The 15,908-nt window shown below is 62.4% G+C and carries 16 protein-coding genes and 1 riboswitch; of the genes, 11 read left to right on the top strand and 5 right to left on the bottom strand.

Going from position 1 to position 15,908, the window contains the following annotated elements; translation table 11 throughout:
- Window positions 1-7: 7 nt before the first annotated feature.
- The 4 genes from PspCFBP13528_RS12805 to purM all read right to left on the bottom strand — a co-directional run bounded on the left by PspCFBP13528_RS12805 (window position 8) and on the right by purM (window position 2,998).
- Window positions 8-196, bottom strand: coding sequence for a hypothetical protein (locus tag PspCFBP13528_RS12805; protein ID WP_083217915.1), 189 nt, complete (start codon window positions 194-196; stop codon window positions 8-10).
- 359 nt (window positions 197-555) lie between these two features.
- On the bottom strand, window positions 556-1,269 hold the full coding sequence (locus PspCFBP13528_RS12800; RefSeq protein ID WP_065949725.1) for a DUF3108 domain-containing protein: 714 nt from the start codon (window positions 1,267-1,269) through the stop codon (window positions 556-558).
- 8 nt (window positions 1,270-1,277) lie between these two features.
- A complete protein-coding gene (gene purN / locus PspCFBP13528_RS12795; RefSeq protein WP_137200340.1) occupies window positions 1,278-1,928 on the bottom strand; it encodes a phosphoribosylglycinamide formyltransferase in 651 nt (216 codons plus the stop codon).
- An 11-nt stretch (window positions 1,929-1,939) separates the two neighbouring features.
- Window positions 1,940-2,998, bottom strand: coding sequence for a phosphoribosylformylglycinamidine cyclo-ligase (purM, locus tag PspCFBP13528_RS12790; protein ID WP_065949723.1), 1,059 nt, complete (start codon window positions 2,996-2,998; stop codon window positions 1,940-1,942).
- Between the two features lie 338 nt (window positions 2,999-3,336).
- On the opposite strand from purM, the gene PspCFBP13528_RS12785 reads away from it, so the two are divergent.
- The 5 genes from PspCFBP13528_RS12785 (at window position 3,337) to PspCFBP13528_RS12765 (ending at window position 7,956) form a co-directional block, all read left to right on the top strand.
- A complete protein-coding gene (locus tag PspCFBP13528_RS12785) occupies window positions 3,337-4,377 on the top strand; it encodes a DUF2066 domain-containing protein (RefSeq protein ID WP_137200339.1) in 1,041 nt (346 codons plus the stop codon).
- A gap of 68 nt (window positions 4,378-4,445) precedes the next feature.
- Window positions 4,446-5,519 carry an AI-2E family transporter gene (locus PspCFBP13528_RS12780; RefSeq protein WP_065949721.1) on the top strand — a complete coding sequence of 358 codons (1,074 nt, stop codon included), beginning with the start codon at window positions 4,446-4,448 and terminating at the stop codon, window positions 5,517-5,519.
- Between the two features lie 205 nt (window positions 5,520-5,724).
- Window positions 5,725-6,429, top strand: a complete 705-nt coding sequence (hda, locus tag PspCFBP13528_RS12775) for a DnaA regulatory inactivator Hda (RefSeq protein ID WP_065884498.1) — start codon at window positions 5,725-5,727, stop codon at window positions 6,427-6,429.
- Window positions 6,430-6,642: 213 nt separating this feature from the next.
- Window positions 6,643-7,272, top strand: a complete 630-nt coding sequence (locus tag PspCFBP13528_RS12770; RefSeq protein WP_065949720.1) for an NlpC/P60 family protein — start codon at window positions 6,643-6,645, stop codon at window positions 7,270-7,272.
- 144 nt (window positions 7,273-7,416) lie between these two features.
- Window positions 7,417-7,956 carry a C40 family peptidase gene (locus PspCFBP13528_RS12765; protein ID WP_065892596.1) on the top strand — a complete coding sequence of 180 codons (540 nt, stop codon included), beginning with the start codon at window positions 7,417-7,419 and terminating at the stop codon, window positions 7,954-7,956.
- A 139-nt stretch (window positions 7,957-8,095) separates the two neighbouring features.
- Here the strand turns inward: PspCFBP13528_RS12765 and PspCFBP13528_RS12760 are convergent, their stop codons facing one another.
- The gene (locus PspCFBP13528_RS12760) at window positions 8,096-9,409 is read right to left on the bottom strand and encodes a sorbosone dehydrogenase family protein (RefSeq protein ID WP_137200338.1); all 1,314 of its coding nucleotides are present in this window, start codon (window positions 9,407-9,409) and stop codon (window positions 8,096-8,098) included.
- A 99-nt stretch (window positions 9,410-9,508) separates the two neighbouring features.
- Window positions 9,509-9,766, top strand: a riboswitch (cobalamin riboswitch).
- Window positions 9,767-9,845: 79 nt separating this feature from the next.
- Between PspCFBP13528_RS12760 and cobO the strand changes: the two genes are divergently transcribed.
- Genes cobO through PspCFBP13528_RS12730 form a run of 6 tightly spaced genes read left to right on the top strand, consistent with a single transcriptional unit; the run spans window position 9,846 to window position 15,842 of the window.
- Entirely contained in the window at window positions 9,846-10,457 is a 612-nt protein-coding gene (gene cobO, locus PspCFBP13528_RS12755; protein WP_065949718.1) for a cob(I)yrinic acid a,c-diamide adenosyltransferase, read from the top strand.
- On the top strand, window positions 10,454-11,860 hold the full coding sequence (locus PspCFBP13528_RS12750) for a cobyrinate a,c-diamide synthase (protein WP_137200337.1): 1,407 nt from the start codon (window positions 10,454-10,456) through the stop codon (window positions 11,858-11,860). Before cobO ends, PspCFBP13528_RS12750 begins: the two co-directional genes overlap by 4 nt.
- Complete coding sequence (gene bluB / locus PspCFBP13528_RS12745) at window positions 11,857-12,507, top strand: 5,6-dimethylbenzimidazole synthase (protein WP_065949716.1); 651 nt, start codon at window positions 11,857-11,859, stop codon at window positions 12,505-12,507. The genes PspCFBP13528_RS12750 and bluB overlap by 4 nt, the downstream gene beginning before the upstream one ends.
- On the top strand, window positions 12,504-13,412 hold the full coding sequence (gene cbiB, locus PspCFBP13528_RS12740) for an adenosylcobinamide-phosphate synthase CbiB (RefSeq protein WP_065949715.1): 909 nt from the start codon (window positions 12,504-12,506) through the stop codon (window positions 13,410-13,412). The genes bluB and cbiB overlap by 4 nt, the downstream gene beginning before the upstream one ends.
- Entirely contained in the window at window positions 13,405-14,394 is a 990-nt protein-coding gene (gene cobD / locus PspCFBP13528_RS12735; RefSeq protein ID WP_065949714.1) for a threonine-phosphate decarboxylase CobD, read from the top strand. Before cbiB ends, cobD begins: the two co-directional genes overlap by 8 nt.
- Window positions 14,391-15,842, top strand: coding sequence for a cobyric acid synthase (locus PspCFBP13528_RS12730; RefSeq protein WP_137200336.1), 1,452 nt, complete (start codon window positions 14,391-14,393; stop codon window positions 15,840-15,842). Before cobD ends, PspCFBP13528_RS12730 begins: the two co-directional genes overlap by 4 nt.
- The last annotated feature ends 66 nt before the right edge of the window (window positions 15,843-15,908 follow it).

Here is a 15,908-nt window from a genome sequence, read left to right as displayed (position 1 = left end):
CGGAATTTCAGGAGCCTTGTGCCTGGCGTTTCATCTCAAGCGATTCAAGTTCGGTTTTATAATTATGAGCATCGCTCTCGTTATGAAACATGCCGACCAGCAAATCTTGTTGATGTACATCCCAGATGTGAATCCCGTGGCCTACCGCTTCATGGGACATATGTTCATCGTCGCGTTCAGTTACTTTTACAGTCATCTGCTTGCTCCAATCTCTGGTTGATCTGCGGCAAGTCGTCGCAGGTCTTTGTTATATGATTTGTTAGCTTGCTAAGTAAACCGGTTTTGCATGCAACAATTCATTGCAGGAAACGCAACAGTGCTGCAGGCCTTGTAAACCGTGGCATTTGGTCGCGGTGGTGGAGGGTAGATGACAAAAGTTTCATGTTTGGGGGCCGACACTGACGCCATCGGGGGCAAGCCCCCTCCCACCTTTGAAATGCATTCCAATGTGGGAGGGGGCTTGCCCCCGATGGCTGTGGATGCTTCAACACCAATACCTGCAGGCGAAAAAAAGCCCCGCATTCAGCGAGGCTCTCTTCAAGCACATCCGTGCAATCAGCTACCTTTAACGGCCTTACCGTCAACGGTGCCATCCTGCAGCATGATGTTGTATTCCTTGCCATCGGTCTCAACCTGGCGCAAGGCAACCAGAATGCCGCCCTGGTCCTTGGCAAACCACATCTGCGTGATGCGCTTGCTCTGGGAGGGGTCACGCACGCGTTCAACCTTGATCGCGTCGATGGCGCCCACTTTGGTCTGGACCTTTTCCGCACCAATGACGCGGAAATCGTAGGTATCGACGTCCGTGCCTTCGGCCACTCGGTAGCTCATGCTTTTCTTGCCGGCAGCCACGTCACGCTGCAGGGCGAGTTGATAGGTGGACTTGTCGAGCATGCCGCTTTCGAGGGTGACGTTAACCGGGTCCTTGTTTTCAAAGCCGGTGATTTTCTTGGTCGCCTGGTCGAAATCCAGGTTGACCTTCTTCGCTTTGCCCAGGCCGCCGCGCTCGAAGCTGTAGCTCTTGGGTTGCAGGGTGTCCTTGTCGAACAGGATCACGCTGGTTTCGGTCAGGCTGGCAATCATCATCGAGGCCTTGAAGTTCAAGGTCCACGTGCCGTCGCCGTTTTTGGTCAGGCTGCGTTCAGCCGAACCGCTCATGGGCAATTGCTTCCAGTCGGCGGTATAGCTGACGGAGAAGGGGTGAAGGTCTGCCGCTTGCACGGCAGGCAGAGCGAACAGCGCAAAAGCGAAAAGCAGGGCGCGACGCATAAAATCTCCTAGGTTCGAATCAAGTGGCCGCTGGCCGCGAGTAACTGACCGTCCAATAATGCACCCTGTTCACCAAGAATCAACCGACCCTCGGCAAACCAGCGAACGGCCAGCGGGTAAATCCTGTGTTCCTGGGTATGAACCCGTTGCGCAAGCGTCTGCGCCGAGTCGCCTGACTCTACCGGAACCACTGCCTGTACGACCAGAGGCCCACCATCGAGTTCCTCGGTGACAAAGTGCACGCTGCAGCCGTGCTCGCTGTCACCGGCATCGAGGGCGCGCTGATGGGTATGCATGCCTTTGTACTTGGGCAGCAGGGACGGGTGGATATTGAGCAGGCGACCTTGGTAATGGCGCACGAAATCTGCGCTGAGAATGCGCATGAAGCCGGCGAGCACCACGAGCTTGGGGTCGAAGGCGTCGATCAGCTCGATCAAGGCCTGGTCGAAGGCCTCGCGACCTTCGAACGCCTTGTGATCGAGCGAGCGGGTCTCGATACCCGCGTCCCGGGCACGCTGCAGGCCATAGGCGTCGCTGCGGTTGGAAATCACCGCAGCGATGCGCACCGGGCTGTCGCCGGCACGCGTGCTGTCGATCAGGGCCTGCAAGTTACTGCCGGTGCCGGAAAGCAGCACCACGACATTACAGGTCGCGGGCATCCGCTCTTGCATCAATGAGCCTTAAGGTTTTTCAGTTCAACCGAAGCGGCGCCTTCGGCAGCCGTGGCGATCTGGCCGATGACCCAAGGTTGTTCGCCGGCTTCACGCAAGACGTTCAGCGCGGTTTCAACGTGTTCCTGTGCCACGCAGATGACCATGCCCACGCCGCAGTTGAGCACGCGGTGCATCTCGGTCTCGTTGACGTTGCCGTTCTCTTGCAGCCAGTCGAAGACTGCAGGGCGCTGCCAGCTGGCCACGTCGACGATCGCCTGGGCGCCTTTTGGCAGCACGCGTGGGATGTTGTCCAGCAGGCCGCCGCCGGTGATGTGGGCCATGGCCTTGACGGCGCCGGTGTCCTTGATCAGCTTGAGCAGCGGCTTGACGTAAATGCGCGTCGGGGCCATCAGCAGGTCGGTCAGTGGCTTGCCGTCGAGCTGGATGGTCTCGATGTCGGCGCCGGACACTTCGATGATCTTGCGGATCAGCGAGTAGCCGTTGGAGTGCGGGCCGGAGGATGGCAGGGCAAGCAGGGCGTCGCCGGCAGCCACTTTGGAGCCGTCGATGATCTCGGCTTTTTCCACCACGCCGACGCAGAAGCCTGCCAGGTCGTAGTCTTCGCCTTCGTACATGCCTGGCATTTCAGCGGTTTCGCCGCCCACCAGGGAGCAACCCGACAGTTCGCAGCCGGCGCCGATGCCGGTGACCACCTGGGTCGCGGTCTCGACATTGAGCTTGCCGGTGGCGTAGTAGTCGAGGAAGAACAACGGCTCGGCGCCGCACACCACCAGGTCGTTGACGCACATGGCAACCAGGTCGATGCCGATGCTGTCGTGCTTGTTCAGGTTCAGCGCCAGGCGCAGCTTGGTGCCCACGCCGTCGGTGCCGGAGACCAGTACAGGCTGCTTGTAGCCGGCCGGGATTTCGCAGAGGGCGCCAAAACCGCCCAGGCCGCCCATGACTTCGGGGCGCGCGGTGCGCTTGGCGACGCTCTTGATGCGTTCGACCAATGCTTCACCGGCGTCGATGTCTACACCGGCGTCCTTGTAGCTCAGGGAGGGTTGCTTGCTCATGATCCAGGCCTTTAGGGGGGATTTCTGGGTAACGACCGGGCGGGCGGGCACTTTTGGAAGGCCCAGCCGTTGACGGTCTGCGAAGGCGCGCGATTTTATCAGGCTTGAGGGGCAGCGGCCATCCTCGGGCCGACGGGCAGGGCATATGAGCTTAAAAAAACCGGAATCGGCGCGGTAATGGAGCGTATTAAGGTATAGCCTTGAACCCGCTATCGTTATGACAGTATGAAAACTTACCGAGACCCGTGAATGTTTTAGCGGTCGCTGTGTCACAGCCTTGCCAAACCGAGATCACGCGGTCTGTTCCAGCCGCTAAATTTGTCGTTCGGGAATCTTCCATGCGTCTGTGTAAATTCTTTTTTGTAGGCTGCTTGTCATGGGTCAGCCTGGCGAGTCATGCCGAAACCCTCAATGGCCTCTATCAAGTCCTCGAACCGGTCAGCAGCCAGTCGCCCCAAGAGCGCGACCAGGCCACCCAGCGCGCCGTGCAGACCCTGGTCATCCGCCTGACCGGCGATGCCAAGGCCGCCGAGGGCCCGGGCCTGGCGGCGATCCGCAAGGACCCGCAGCAAATCATCAGCCAATACGGCTACGACGCCGGCCCGCCGGAAAGCCTGCAAGTGGATTTCGACCCGGTCAGCACCGATCGCGCCTTGCGCGACGCCGGGTTGGCGATCTGGGGCAGCAATCGACCCTCGATCCTCGGCTGGTGGCTGAACGACTCCACCGACGGCAGCAGCCTGGTCGGCGACGGCCAGGCGGTGGCTCAGGCGCTACGCCGGGCGGCCCAGCACCGTGGTTTGCCGCTGCGTCTGCCGTTGGGTGATTTGGACGAGCAGGTCGTCGCCACCGCACCGAATCTGGAAAGCGCAGACGCCACGCCGCTGCGCGCCGCCTCCGAACGTTATGGCGCCGATGCGCTGCTGGCGGTTCATGCGCGCCAGGAAGGCAGCCAGTGGCAGGCCAAATGGCGTCTGTGGCTGGGCGACAAGACCGAGCAGGGCAGCGTCCAGGGGGCTGACACCGCCGCGGTCGCCGACGCTGTATTGCTCGCTGTCAGCCAGACGCTGGCACCGCGCTTTGCGGTCAAGCCGGGGGTCAGCTCCGAGCAGTTGCTTGAGGTGCAAGGCATGAACCTGGAGCGCTATGCCGCGCTGGGTCGTTTGCTGGAGCCCTTTGGTGGTCAGCCGCAGCGGGTGGATGGCGATCGTATTGTGTATCGCGTCAATGGCAGCGCCGACCAGTTGCGTACCCAGCTGAGCCTGGCCAAGTTGCAGGAAGTGCCGGCCGGTGATGCCTCCGTCCAGCAACCACCGGCTGACGGCGCACAACCGGCCGTCGCGCCTGAGCCTCAGGCGCAGTTACGTTTTCATTGGTAAATGAATAAGTGGGTAAGCGGTCTTCCTTCTATATAGAAGAGGGAAGCCAATAACAGAGGAAGTGGTATATGGCGGATACGCGTCGTTGGGTGTGGCTTGGCGGGATTGTCCTGCTGTGCGTTTTTGTGTTCTTGCTGCATTCGATCCTGACGCCATTTCTGGTGGCGTTGTTGCTCGCCTATCTGTTCGATCCCGTGGTGGATCGCCTGGAGAAGGCCGGCCTGTCGCGAACCTGGGGTGTGATCGCGGTATTTGCCTTGTTTACCCTGATCGTCACCGCGCTGGTGCTGGTGCTGGTGCCGATGCTGGCCAAGCAGCTGTATCGACTTTACGAACTGGCGCCGCAGATGCTCGACTGGTTGCAGCACACGGCCATGCCGTGGGCCCAGGCCAAGCTGGGGCTGTCGGACGGGTTCTGGAAGTTCGACAAGGTCAAGGCGGCAATCAGTGAGCACATGGACAAGACCACCGATATCGTCAGTATGGTGCTCAGCCAGGCAACCGCTTCCAGCCTTGCGCTGATCGGCTGGCTGACCAACCTGGTGCTGATCCCGGTGGTGGCGTTCTATCTGCTGCGTGACTGGGACATCATGATGGCCAAGATCCGCAGCCTGCTGCCGCGCGACCGCGAGGAACGCATCGTGTCGCTGGCCGGCGAGTGCCATGAAGTACTCGGCGCGTTCGTACGTGGGCAACTGCTGGTGATGTTGGCGCTGGGTATCATCTACGCCGCCGGCTTGATGGCGATCGGCCTTGAGCTGGGCCTGTTGATCGGCCTGATCGCCGGCCTGGCCGCGATCGTGCCGTACATGGGGTTCGTCATCGGTATCGGTGCGGCGCTGGTGGCGGGGTTGTTCCAGTTTGGTGGCGACCTGTACCCGATGCTCGGGATCGTCGCGGTATTCATGGTCGGTCAGGCGCTGGAAGGCATGGTATTGACGCCGCTGCTGGTGGGCGATCGCATCGGCCTGCATCCCGTGGCGGTGATCTTTGCGATCCTCGCGGGCGGTGAGCTGTTCGGCTTTACCGGCATCCTGCTGGCGCTGCCGGTGGCGGCGGTGATTATGGTACTGGTGCGGCATGTTCACGATCTGTACAAGGATTCGGACGTGTACACGGGGGTTGAAGACCCCGATCTGTAATCGAGGTATCACAAACCCGGCTCATCGCCGGGTTTGTTGTTTACGGGGGTGGAGGCGTCAAACAATTCGCATAAAACCAACAGGTTAACGCAAACCTTTGATTTTGCTTATGGTCTGCTGCATTGTGCGCTCGGCGCCACGCGTATAAACTTTGCAAACTTTACACAGAGGCCACTAACGGTTCGATGGGAGCCGTTCAGTCAGCATGAAACCGATTCAGCTGCCCCTAGGTGTGCGTCTGCGTGACGACGCTACCTTTATCAATTACTACCCAGGCGCCAATGCCGCTGCACTCGGCTATGTCGAGCGCCTCTGCGAAGCCGACGCCGGGTGGACTGAAAGCCTGATCTATCTGTGGGGCAAACATGGGGTAGGGCGAACCCACTTGCTGCAGGCCGCGTGCCTGCGCTTCGAGCAGATGGGCGAGCCGGCGGTCTACCTGCCTTTGGCCGAGCTGATGGACCATGGGGTCGGGATCTTCGACAACCTCGAACAATATGAGCTGGTGTGCCTGGACGACTTGCAGGCCATTGCGGGCAAGGCGGACTGGGAAGAGGCGCTGTTTCATCTGTTCAACCGCCTGCGCGACAGCGGCCGGCGCCTGTTGATCGCCGCGTCCACCTCGCCACGTGAGTTGCCGGTGAAGCTGGCCGACCTCAAGTCGCGCCTGACGCTGGCGTTGATCTTCCAGATGCGCCCCTTGTCCGACGAGGACAAATTGCGCGCCCTGCAACTGCGCGCTTCGCGTCGCGGCTTGCACCTGACCGACGAGGTCGGGCACTTCATCCTCACCCGTGGCACACGCAGCATGAGTGCCCTGTTCGATCTGCTCGAACAGCTCGACCAGGCCTCGCTGCAGGCCCAGCGCAAGCTCACCATTCCGTTCCTCAAGGAAACCCTCGGCTGGTAGCCAACCCGTGTGTTTCCAGGCTTTCGGCAAATTCCAGGCGCCAGAAAACCTGCGTTTGAGCCGGTTTGGCCACGCTAAAGACAGGTATCAGGGATCAAGGGCTTAGATGGCATAGTCCAAACAAGAAGTCACAAAGAACTCGATTGAATTTGCAAATCGATGTGATAGCGGGCATAGTCTCGCCTTCTTTACACATCAGCCACGGTCGTGCCCATGCTAAATCGCTTCGCACCCCTCGTGCCTCTCGCACTCGTTACCCTGTTGTTTGGTTGCGCCTCCCACCCTCAGCAGGTGGCAGAACAGCAAAAACCACAGGTTCAAAATCAGGCTAAATTCGTTGCTGCACAGTCTGCTTCTGTTTATGAAGAAGAGCTGGCAACCGAAAAAGAACTCGCCAACTTCTCCGGCAGCAAGCCTTACCAGCTTCCCGTTCTGGCCGACAGCATTCTCGAACGCGGCATGTCCCTGATCGGTACCCGTTACCGTTTCGGCGGCACTTCCGAAGCCGGTTTCGATTGCAGCGGTTTTATCGGCTACCTGTTTCGTGAAGAAGCCGGCATGAATCTGCCGCGCTCCACTCGCGAAATGATCAACGTGAATGCACCGTTGGTCGCTCGCAACAACCTCAAGCCCGGTGATCTGCTTTTCTTCAGTACAGCCGGTCGCGGTCGTGTCAGTCACGCCGGTATCTACCTGGGCGATAACCAGTTTATCCACTCCAGCAGCCGCCGTAGCGGTGGGGTGCGGGTCGATAACCTGGGCGACAGCTACTGGAGCAAAACCTTCATCGAAGCCAAGCGCGCACTTGCCATGGCCCCGTCTACGGTTACCGCCAGTAAGTAAAGTTAAAGTGATACTTGAAGTTTGACACGTAAGCGCTAGAATCCCTGGACATTGTTGTAATCCGTTCGCGCGAGCCCTGCTTGCGCGTTCTGGTTTTCAACGTTCGGCAGCGAAAGCCGCATCCAGTCCAGGATTGTTCTGCACATGTCGACCTCGGCCCGCCTCATTCTGCTTGTTTGCGCCGCGCTCCTCAGCGCCTGCGCGAACCGTCCACCGCCGCCCGCGCCCGTAGCGGTCAAGCCCAAGCCGGTGTTCAACTATTCCACCCAGAATTTCTCGCCTGCTGCCGAAGACGTGCTCTTCCGCGCGCTGGGGCTGGTGGGCACGCCCTATCGTTGGGGCGGCAATACGCCGGACTCGGGGTTTGATTGCAGCGGCCTGATCGGCTTCGTCTATCGCGATGCGGCCGGTATTTCCCTGCCGCGTACCACCCGCGAACTGATCGTGATGCGCGCCCAGGACGTCAGCGAGCAAAACCTGCAAACCGGTGACCTGCTGTTCTTTGCCACCGGTGGTGGCTCGCGGGTGAGCCATGCCGGAATCTATGTGGGCGAGGGCCGTTTTGTGCACGCGCCGCAGACCGGCGGTACGGTGAAGCTCGATACCTTGTCCAAGGCGTATTGGCAGAATGCCTACCTGAGCGCCAAGCGCGTGCTGCCGGCAAACCTGGCACGCAATCCCTGAGTCAGACACAGACCTGATTCAAATGTGGGAGGGGGCTTGCCCCCGATGAGGGAGGGTCAGTTGATAAAATTTCAGCTGACCCACCGCCATCGGGGGCAAGCCCCCTCCCACATTGGTTTTGTATCTGTCTCGGAAATATTTATTGGGCAGCAGACACCCGCCACACCTTGTTGCCCACATCATCAGCCACCAGCAACGCACCTTGCTGATCGATCACCACGCCCACCGGCCGGCCCAGGGCGTTCTCGTCCTTATCCAGGAACCCGGTCAGCACATCCACCGGCTTGCCTTTCGGTTGCCCACCTTCGAACGGCACGAAGATCACCTTGTAGCCGCTGTGCGGCTTGCGATTCCACGAGCCATGCTGGCCGATGAACGCGCCGTTGCTGAACTGGGCAGGGAGTTTGTTGCCGGTGGCGAAGGTCAGCCCCAGCGACGCGGTATGCGGGCCCACCGCATAGTCCGGCGCGATGGCTTTGGCCACCAGCTGCGGGTTCTGCGGCGTGACGCGCACATCCACATGCTGCCCGTAATAGCTGAAAGGCCAGCCGTAGAAGGCGCCGTCCTTGACCGAAGTGATGTAGTCCGGCACCAAATCACTGCCGATCTCATCGCGCTCGTTCACCGCCGTCCATAGCTTGCCGCTCTGGGGTTCCCAGGCCATGCCGTTGGGATTGCGCAGGCCGGAGGCGAAAATACGATGCTGGCCCGTGGCGCGGTCGACCTCCCAGATCGCCGCCCGGCCTTCTTCGGCTTCCAGGCCGTTCTCGCCGACGTTGCTGTTGGAGCCGACGCTGACATACAGCTTGCTGCCATCCTGGCTGGCCACCACGTTTTTGGTCCAGTGATGGTTGAGGCTGCCGCCCGGTAGATCGACGACCTTGGTGCCGGCCGCCTTGATCGCGGTTTCGCCAGGCTGATAGGGGAAGTGCAGCAACTTGTCCGAGTCGGCCACGTACAGGTCGTTGCCGACCAGGGCCATGCCGAACGGCGAGTTGAGGTTTTCCAGGAACACCGTGCGCGTTTCGGCGACGCCGTCGTGGTCGGCGTCGCGCAGCAGGGTGATGCGGTTCGGGCTCGGCACACCAGCGCCGGCGCGGCCCATGACTTTTTCCATGACCCAGCCGCGAATGCCTTTGGTGTCATCCGGCTTGGGCGGTGCGTTGGTCTCGGCCACCAGTATGTCGCCGTTGGGCAGCACATAGAGCCAGCGCGGATGCTCCAGGCCCTCGGCGAATGCGGCCACTTGCGTGCCGGCAGCGGCGGTTGGCCTGGCGCCGTCGGGCCAGCCGACAGCCGGCGCGATGTTCACGGTAGGGATCAGCGTCTTGTTCGGTTCCGGCAGCTTGGGCGAGGGCCCGGTGCCATCCGTCACCTGCAGGGTAGAGCTTTCTCCGCAGGCGGCGAGGGTGCCGGCCAGCATGATCAGTAAGGCAAGTCTGGTTTTATGCATGGTGTTCTCCTGAATACCTGTAAGGGTAGAGAAGCACATCACCTTGATGGTTCAAGTACAGGACCAGCTTTAATTGACGCTCCACCCCCAACCCACTAACCTTCGCGGCTTGTTTCAGGTGCTCCGTGGCGTACGCGCCGACAGAGTGAAACAGGGAAGCCGGTGAGTGAGCGCACTTGTACACAGTGCTGCCGCAATTCCGGCGCTGCCCCCGCAACGGTAAATGAGTCAAGACGGCGCTGTTGGCCACTGTATCGCAGGCGATATGGGAAGGCGCGCCGTCGGCCTGCACGGTCTTTTACACAGACCGAGTGCCACTCATGAGCCCGGAGACCGGCCTGAAACATTCAACAGCATCACGGTGGGCGATGCTTGGCTGTCTGTTTTGTTTTTTTCCTGCCCGCCGTTTTTTGTCCAGCCCCAACGGAGAGCTGCCATGACCGATACCCCCGACCGCGACGAACGCCACCTGGCGCGCATGCTGCGCAAAAAAGCCGTGATCGATGAACGCATCGCCAATTCGCCCAATGAGTGCGGTTTGCTGCTGGTGCTGACCGGCAACGGCAAGGGCAAGAGCAGCTCGGCCTTCGGCATGCTGGCCCGGGCCATGGGCCATGGCATGCAGTGCGGCGTGGTGCAGTTCATCAAGGGGCGCAACAGTACCGGCGAAGAGATGTTCTTCCGCCGTTTCCCCGAGCAAGTGCGCTTCCATGTGATGGGCGAGGGCTTTACCTGGGAAACCCAGGATCGCCAGCGCGATATCGCCGCCGCCGAAGCGGCCTGGGCGGTATCCAGGGCGATGCTGAATGACCCCTCCATCGGCCTGGTGGTGCTGGACGAGTTGAACATCGCCCTCAAGCACGGCTACCTTGACCTGGACCAGGTGCTCGGCGACCTGCAAGCCCGCCCGCCGATGCAGCACGTGGTGGTCACCGGCCGGGGTGCCAAGCCGGAACTGATCGAAATGGCCGATACCGTCACCGACATGGGCATGCTCAAGCACGCGTTCCAGGCCGGTATCAAGGCTCAGAAAGGCGTCGAACTTTGAATCAGCCCCGTCATTGCCCGGCCGTATTGATCGCCGCACCGGCGTCCGGCCAGGGCAAAACCACGGTCACCGCCGCGTTGGCGCGTTTGCACCGCAACCTGGGGCGCAAGGTCCGCGTATTCAAATGCGGGCCGGACTTCCTTGACCCGATGATTCACGAACGCGCCAGTGGCGCGCCGGTGTATCAATTGGACATGTGGATGGTCGGCGAGCAGGAAAGTCGTCGCTTGTTGTGGGAAGCGGCGGGTGAGGCCGACCTGATCCTGATCGAAGGCGTGATGGGCCTGTTCGACGGCACCCCTTCCAGCGCCGACCTGGCGCGGCATTTCGGGGTGCCGGTGCTGGGCGTGATCGACGGCACGGCCATGGCGCAGACCTTCGGCGCGCTCGCGTTAGGCCTGGCACGCTACCAGCCGGACCTGCCCTTCGCCGGGGTGCTCGCCAACCGCGTCGGCACGCTGCGCCATGCGCAGTTGCTGGAGGGCAGCCTGACCGAAGGCTTGCGTTGGTACGGCGCGCTGTCGCGCGAAACCGGCATCGAATTGCCCAGCCGTCACCTGGGCCTGGTGCAAGCCAGCGAACTGAATGACCTCGACGCGCGCCTGGACGCCGCCGCCCAAGCGCTGGGCAGCAGTTGCGAAGTGGCTGTGCCGCCGCCGGTAATGTTTGCCGCGCCCGAAGTCATCGAGGCCGAGCCCTTGCTCGCCGGGGTACGCATTGCGGTAGCCCGCGACGAAGCCTTCGCCTTTATCTACGGCGCCAGCCTCGACCTGCTGCGGGCCATGGGCGCGCAGCTCACGTTTTTCTCGCCCCTTCACGATCATACGTTGCCTGACGCCGACAGCCTGTACCTGCCAGGTGGCTACCCGGAACTGCATCACCTGGCGCTGTCGCAAAATACTGCAATGCTTGAGGCGATCCGCGCCCATCATGCCGCCGGCAAGCCATTGCTCGCCGAGTGTGGCGGCATGCTGTATTTGCTCGACTCGCTGACCGATGTCGACGGCAACCGCGCCGAACTGCTCGGTCTGCTGCAGGGCGATGCAGTGATGCAAAAGAAATTGGCCGCCCTGGCGCTGCAAAGCGTGGAGCTGCCCGAGGGCACGTTGCGCGGGCATACCTATCATCACTCCTTGACCAGCACAGCGTTGGAGCCGATCGCCCGCGGGCTTAGCCCCAATGGTGGGCGCGGGGCCGAGGCGGTCTATCGGCAGGGGCGGATGACAGCCTCCTATGTGCACTTTTACTTTCCGTCGAACCCGGCGGCGGTGGCCGCATTGTTTGCGCCAGGTCCCGACACCGCTATCGGGGGCAAGTCGAATCGTCGCACCGCCCCTCCCACAATTTACCGAGTTGAAACCCCATCCAATGTGGGAGGGGGCTTGCCCCCGATGAGGCCATGACTGACCACGCCTTCCCCGAAGCCGACCGCCAAGCCGTCTACCGCGCCATCGCCGAACGCCGCGACATGCGCCACTTCAGCGGTGGCACCGTCGCGCCTGAATTACTGCAGCGCCTGCTCCAGGCCGCCCACCAGGCGCCGAGCGTCGGCCTGATGCAGCCGTGGCGCTTTATCCGCATCAGTGACCGTCAATTGCGGGGCCGCATTCAACAACTGGTGGAAGCAGAACGCATCCGCACCGCCGAGGCCCTGGGCGAGCGCTCCGACGACTTCATGAAGCTCAAGGTCGAAGGCATCCACGACTGCGCCGAAGTGCTGGTGGCGGCACTGATGGACGATCGCGAGCGGCACATCTTCGGCCGACGCACCTTGCCGGAAATGGACATGGCGTCCTTGTCCTGCGCGATTCAGAACCTGTGGCTGGCCGCCCGCGTCGAGGGCTTGGGCATGGGCTGGGTCTCGCTGTTCGAACCCCAGGCACTGGCCGACCTGCTGGGTTTGCCGGCGGGCGCCAAACCCCTGGCGGTACTGTGCCTGGGACCGGTCGCGCAGTTCTATCCGGCACCGATGTTGCAACTTGAAGGCTGGACCGAACCTCGGCCATTGAGTGACATGCTGTATGAAAACCTGTGGGGGGTGAGTCAATGAGTGTGGCCTTGCTGTGTGTCGCCGCAGTGGCGCTGGATGCGCTGCTGGGCGAGCCCAGGCGCTGGCATCCGCTGGTGGCGTTCGGCAATTTTGCCGGGCGGATCGAGCAACGTTTCAACCCGGGGGGCCGGGGCTGGCGCAGCCATGGCGTGACCGCGTGGTTTATCGCGGTGGTGCCGCTGACCCTGCTGGCCACCGCATTATCCTGGGCGCCTTATATCGGTTGGGTGTTGGAAATCCTGGCGCTGTATTGCGCCCTGGGCATGCGCAGCCTGGGGGAGCATGTGATCCCGGTTGCCCAGGCCCTGCGCAGCGATGATCTGGACGAGGCGCGCAAACGCGTGAGCTATCTGGTCAGCCGCCAGACCAGCGAGTTGGATCGCACTGAAGTTGCCCGCGCCGCCACCGAGTCGGTGCTCGAAAACGGCAGCGACGCCGTGTTCGCCGCACTGTTCTGGTTTGTGGTGGCCGGCGTGCCGGGCGTGGTGCTCTATCGCCTGAGCAACACCCTCGACGCCATGTGGGGCTATCGCAATGAACGCTTCGAGCGCTTTGGCTGGGCGGCGGCGAAGATCGACGATGGGCTCAACTATATTCCTGCACGTCTGGTGGCATTAACCTACGCATTGCTGGGCAAGACGCGGCTGGCGCTCACATGCTGGCGCACCCAGGGGCCGACCTGGGACAGCCCCAATGCCGGCCCGGTGATGGCCGCTGGCGCTGGCGCGTTGGGCGTCGAACTGGGGGGCGCGGCGATTTATCACGGCGAGGTGCACCAGCGCCCGCCGTTGGGCGAAGGCCCGCCGGCCGACGCTGACGCCATCGACCGCGGCTGGCAACTGGTGCAGCGCGGCGTATGGTTATGGCTGCTGATCCTGTGCGCGGGGGCGCAATTTTATGCTTGAACACGGTGGTCGGCTGCGTAAGGCCGCGATCGAGTACGGGATCGCCGAAGCGGATTGGCTCGATTTGTCCAGTGGCCTGGCGCCCTGGCCGTGGCCGATTCCCGAGATTCCGTTGCGCGCCTGGGCGCGGTTACCCGAAGTCGATGACGGCCTGGAGAAAGCGGCCAGCGACTACTACGGCGCCGCTCAAGTGTTGCCGGTTCCAGGTTCCCAGGCCGCGATCCAGTTACTGCCGCGCCTGCGCCGTTCGGGCAAGGTCGGGGTGCTGTCGCCGTGTTATGCCGAGCACGCCGAGGCCTGGCGGCGGGCCGGTTATGTCGTACGCGAAGTGCAGGAGCAGGAAGTCGACTTCTTTCTCGACGGCCTCGACGTGCTGGTGGTGGTCAACCCCAACAACCCCACCGGCTTGAGCCTGGCCCCGGAGCGCCTGCTCGACTGGCATACGCGGCTGGCCCAGCGCGGCGGCTGGCTGGTGGTGGACGAGGCCTTCATGGACGTTACCCCGCACTTGAGCCTGGCCGGCCACACCCATCAGGTCGGCTTGATCGTGTTGCGTTCGTTCGGCAAGTTCTTCGGCCTGGCCGGGGTGCGCCTGGGTTTTGTGCTGGCCGAGCGCAAGTTGCTCAGGTTGCTGGCCGAACAGGTCGGGCCCTGGGCGGTCAGCGGGCCGACACGGGTGATTGGTCAGCACTGCCTGCGCGACAGCGCCGGGCACACCCGCCAGCGCACCCGTTGCATCGAGGCCGGCCAGCGCTTGTTTGACCTGCTGGAGCGCCAGGGCTTTGAACCCCAGGGAGGCTGCGCCCTGTTCCAGTGGCTGATCACACCGCACGCCGAACGCTTGCACGAATTCATGGCCCAGCGCGGCATCCTGCTGCGCCTGTTCGTGCACAACAGCAGCGTGCGTTTCGGCCTGCCCGACAGCGAGGCCGATTGGCAGCGCCTCGAGACGGCCCTGGCCGCCTATAAGGAAGCGACATGACTACGCTGATGGTGCAGGGCACCACCTCCGACGCCGGCAAAAGCACGCTGGTGACCGCGCTGTGTCGCTGGCTGGTGCGCCAGGGGGTCCCGGTCGCACCGTTCAAGCCACAGAACATGGCGCTCAATAGTGCGGTGACCGCCGAAGGCGGCGAGATCGGCCGCGCCCAGGCGGTACAGGCGCAGGCCGCCCACCTGGCGCCCCACACCGACATGAACCCGGTGTTGCTCAAGCCCAACAGCGACACCGGCTCCCAAGTGATCATCCATGGCCGCGCCGTGACCAGCATGAATGCCGTCGCCTACCACGACTACAAGGCCATCGCGATGCAGGCGGTGCTCGCCTCCCATGCGCGGTTGAGCCAGGCCTATGCGGTGGTCATGGTCGAAGGCGCGGGCTCGCCGGCCGAAATCAACCTGCGCGCCAATGACATCGCCAATATGGGCTTCGCCGAGGCCGTGGACTGCCCGGTGCTGTTGATCGCCGACATCAATCGCGGCGGGGTGTTCGCCCATCTGGTCGGCACCCTGGAATTGTTGTCTGCCAGCGAACAGGCACGGGTCCAGGGGTTCATCATCAACCGTTTTCGCGGTGATATTGCGCTGCTGCAACCGGGGCTCGATTGGCTGGAGGCGCGCACCGGCAAGCCGGTGGTGGGCGTGCTGCCCTATGTGATGGACCTGCACCTGGAGGCCGAAGACGGCATCGATCGGCGCCAGATCGACAAGGCCGCCCAGGTGCTCAAGGTGGTAGTGCCGGTGCTGCCGCGCATCAGCAACCACACGGATTTTGACCCGCTGCGCCTGCATCCCCAGGTGGACCTGCAATTCGTCGGGCCGGGCCAGTCGATCCCGGCTGCCGACCTGGTGATCCTGCCGGGGTCGAAAAGCGTGCGCAGTGATCTGGCGTATTTGCGTGCCAATGGCTGGGATACGGCCGTGGCGCGGCATTTGCGTTATGGCGGCAAGGTGCTGGGCATTTGTGGCGGGTTGCAGATGCTCGGCGAGCAGGTGCATGACCCGCTGGGTCTGGAAGGTGCTGCCGGCTCCAGCGATGGTCTGGGTTTGCTGGCGTTCAGTACCACGCTTGCGCAGGAGAAGCAGCTGCGCAATGTGCGCGGGCGCTTGTTGCTGGAGGATGTCGAGGTCAGTGGGTATGAGATCCATGCCGGCGTGACGAGCGGCGAGGCGCTGGCGAATGCCGCTGTACGGCTCGATGATGGGCGCAGTGAGGGGGCGCAGAGTGCCGATGGGCAGATTCTCGGGACGTATCTGCATGGGTTGTTCGAAACGCCGGCCGCGTGCAGTGCATTGTTGCGCTGGGCGGGGTTGCAGGACGTGCAGGAGGTGGATTATCACGCCCTGCGTGAGCGGGATATCGAGCGGTTGGCGGATTTGGTGGAGAACCATCTGGATACGGACTTGTTGCGCAAACTGTGCGGGCTTTGACGGTGTGTACGCGGACAACATGTGGGAGGGGGCTTGCTCTCGATGGCGGCCTCTGGGCCGACCAGG

This window comes from Pseudomonas sp. CFBP13528 (assembly GCF_005233615.1).
In the GTDB taxonomy this organism is placed as follows: domain Bacteria; phylum Pseudomonadota; class Gammaproteobacteria; order Pseudomonadales; family Pseudomonadaceae; genus Aquipseudomonas; species Aquipseudomonas fluorescens_AM.
This window is presented reverse-complemented; position numbering and strand designations above follow the sequence as displayed.